A 2,347-nucleotide genomic window follows, 5' to 3' on the forward strand; every position below is an offset into this window, starting at 1 on the left:
CGCCCCGCCACGCGCACGCACGCCGCCTCGTGGGGCCGGCCGGGCCCGCGACCCGGCGGGTCGGCCGGCACACGTCACCGCGGCCAGGTCCGCGGGTCAGGCCGCGCCGGGACGGGGCGCCGCCGGACGTCCGGATCAGGCCGGTGGGCCCGGCGCGATGGGGACGACAGGCCCTAGGCTTCGGGGTATGACATCCGTCCCCGCAGCACCCGTGGCCCGCGCCTACCGGAGGCTCGGCGTCGAGGAGCGCCGCGCCCAGCTGCTCGGCGCGGCACTCACGCTGTTCGCGCACCGGGCGCCGGACGACGTGTCGATCGACGAGGTCGCCGCCGTGGCCGGCGTCTCCCGTCCCCTGGTCTACCGCTACTTCCCCGGCGGCCGGCAGCAGTTGTACGAGGCCGCGCTCGGCTCGGCCGCCGAACAGCTCACGCTGTGCTTCGCCGAGCCGGCCGTGGGCCCACCGACCGAGCGGGTCAGCCGGGTCCTGGACCGCTACCTCGGCTTCGTCGACGAACACGACGCGGGCTTCAGCGCGTTGCTGCGCGGCGGCAGTGTCGCCGAGACCTCGGAGACCTCAACGATCGTGGACGGCGTCCGCCGGGCGGCGGCCGAACAGATCCTGCGCCACCTGGGCAGGGGAGGCGGTCCCAGGCAGGAGGCCGCCGGTCCCCGCCTGCGGATGATGGTGCGCACCTGGATCGCGGCCGTGGAGGCGGCCTCGCTCATCTGGCTCGACGAGGCGAAGCAGCCCACCGCCGGGGAGCTGCGCGGCTGGCTGGTCGACCACCTGATCGCGCTGCTCGCCGCCACGGCGGCCTCGGACGGCGAGACCGCCGCCGTCGTCGCGGAGCTGCTGGACCAGGAGACCGCGGACGGCCCGGCCGGACGGCTGGCCTCGCGCGTGGTCCCGGTGGCGGGGCGGGCGGCACACCTGCTGCCGCCCGGCTGAGCCCCCCGCGACCGGCGGGGCTTTCGCCGCAGGCGCGGCCCTGGGCCAGACTGGCACCGTGAAGAGCGAGAACACCACCTTCCGCGGCGGCCCCCTGGACGGCCGGGAGCTGCCCGTCCTGCTGGGGCCGACCGGACATCCGCCCAAGTGGTACGAGGTCCCGGTGCCGGACCCGGACGGCGGTCCGGCCACCGTGTACGCCTACCGGCGCACCCCGGCCGGTTACACGAGGAGGCTCGGGCTGCAGCGGGGCTGGGTGTACGAGTACGCCCCCGGCGGACGCGAGCGCCCGGCCCTCAAGTGGCCCTGGACCAAGCCGGACCGGACGGTCTGAGCAGCGGCCCCGCCGCGGCTTCCCGCACCCTCTAAGATCGGCGGTCAGGTGCCGAGGGCACGGTCATGAGGGGGGTGCGCCATGGAGGCGCTGCGTCAGGACGATCCACGCCGATTCGGCCCGTACACCGTGCTGGCCCGCTTCCGTGAGACCGCGAGCGCGGTGCAGTACCTGGTCGGGGACGCGGACGGGGAGGGCCTCGTCGTGGTGACGTCCGCGCGGCCCGCCCTCGCCGCGGTGCCCGCCTTCCGCCGCCGCTTCCTCTCCGAGACCGCCACGGCCGAGCGGCTGTCCGGCGGCTGGGTGCAGCCCCCGCTGGCCGGCGCCGACACGGACGGCGAACTGTGGACGGCCACGGCGTACGTCCCCGCGCTGACGCTCGCCGAGGCGGTCGACCTCGCGGGCCCGCTGCCCGAACGTGCCGTGCGGATACTGGGTGCCGGTCTGGCCGAGACGCTCTCCCGGGTGCACGCCACCGGGGCCGTGCTGCAAGGTCTGGCGCCGGGGACGGTGCTGCTGGCCGAGGACGGTCCGCGGCTGACCGCGTTCGGCCCGCTGGGCGCCGCCGCCCGCGCCGAGGCACGGCCGGGCGGACAGCTGTCGGTGCGGCTCGGCTACCTGACCCCCGAGCAGGTGGAGGGCGAGGAGGCGGGCCCCGCGTCCGACCTCTTCGTCCTGGGTCTGCTGCTGGCGTACGCGGCGACGGGTACCACGCCGTTCGCCGACGGGCCCGCCGACGGGGCTGCCGAGCGGATCGCCCACGCCTCGGCCGAACTGGGCTCCGTGCCGCCCGGGTTGCGGGACGTGATCGCCGGCTGCCTGGCGAAGGATCCGGCCGGCCGGCCGGCCGCGGGTGCGGTCGCCGCGGAGCTCGCCCTGGAAGGCGCGGCCGGCCTCGCCCGGCACGGCTGGCTGCCGGGGGTGCTGGCGGACGCGGTGACGGATCAGGCGGCCCGGGCCGGGGCCCTGCGCGGACCCGCGGACGTACGGGACGGCGTAGCGCCTGCGGGGGACACGCCCGTGGGGGCCGGGAGCCCGTCCGGTGAGGACGGCGGCGAGGACAC

General features: G+C 77.3%; 2 protein-coding genes and 1 pseudogene. All 3 read left to right on the top strand.

All coding sequences use genetic code 11. The features are described 5' to 3' along the window. Positions 1-187 precede the first annotated feature (187 nt). On the top strand, positions 188-949 hold the full coding sequence (locus ABZ371_RS31805; protein WP_358686235.1) for a TetR/AcrR family transcriptional regulator: 762 nt from the start codon (positions 188-190) through the stop codon (positions 947-949). Between the two features lie 58 nt (positions 950-1,007). Next, complete coding sequence (locus ABZ371_RS31810; RefSeq protein ID WP_358686238.1) at positions 1,008-1,283, top strand: hypothetical protein; 276 nt, start codon at positions 1,008-1,010, stop codon at positions 1,281-1,283. 81 nt (positions 1,284-1,364) lie between these two features. Further along, positions 1,365-2,347, top strand: a pseudogene (locus tag ABZ371_RS31815) (serine/threonine protein kinase); the annotation flags it as partial.

Source organism: Streptomyces sp. NPDC005899, assembly GCF_040629645.1.
Classification (GTDB): domain Bacteria; phylum Actinomycetota; class Actinomycetes; order Streptomycetales; family Streptomycetaceae; genus Streptomyces.

Bases quoted from the DNA above. Each gene is read 5' to 3' on its own strand.
- ABZ371_RS31805 (WP_358686235.1), top strand. From the start codon at position 188: ATGACATCCGTCCCCGCAGCACCCGTGGCCCGCGCCTACCGGAGGCTC.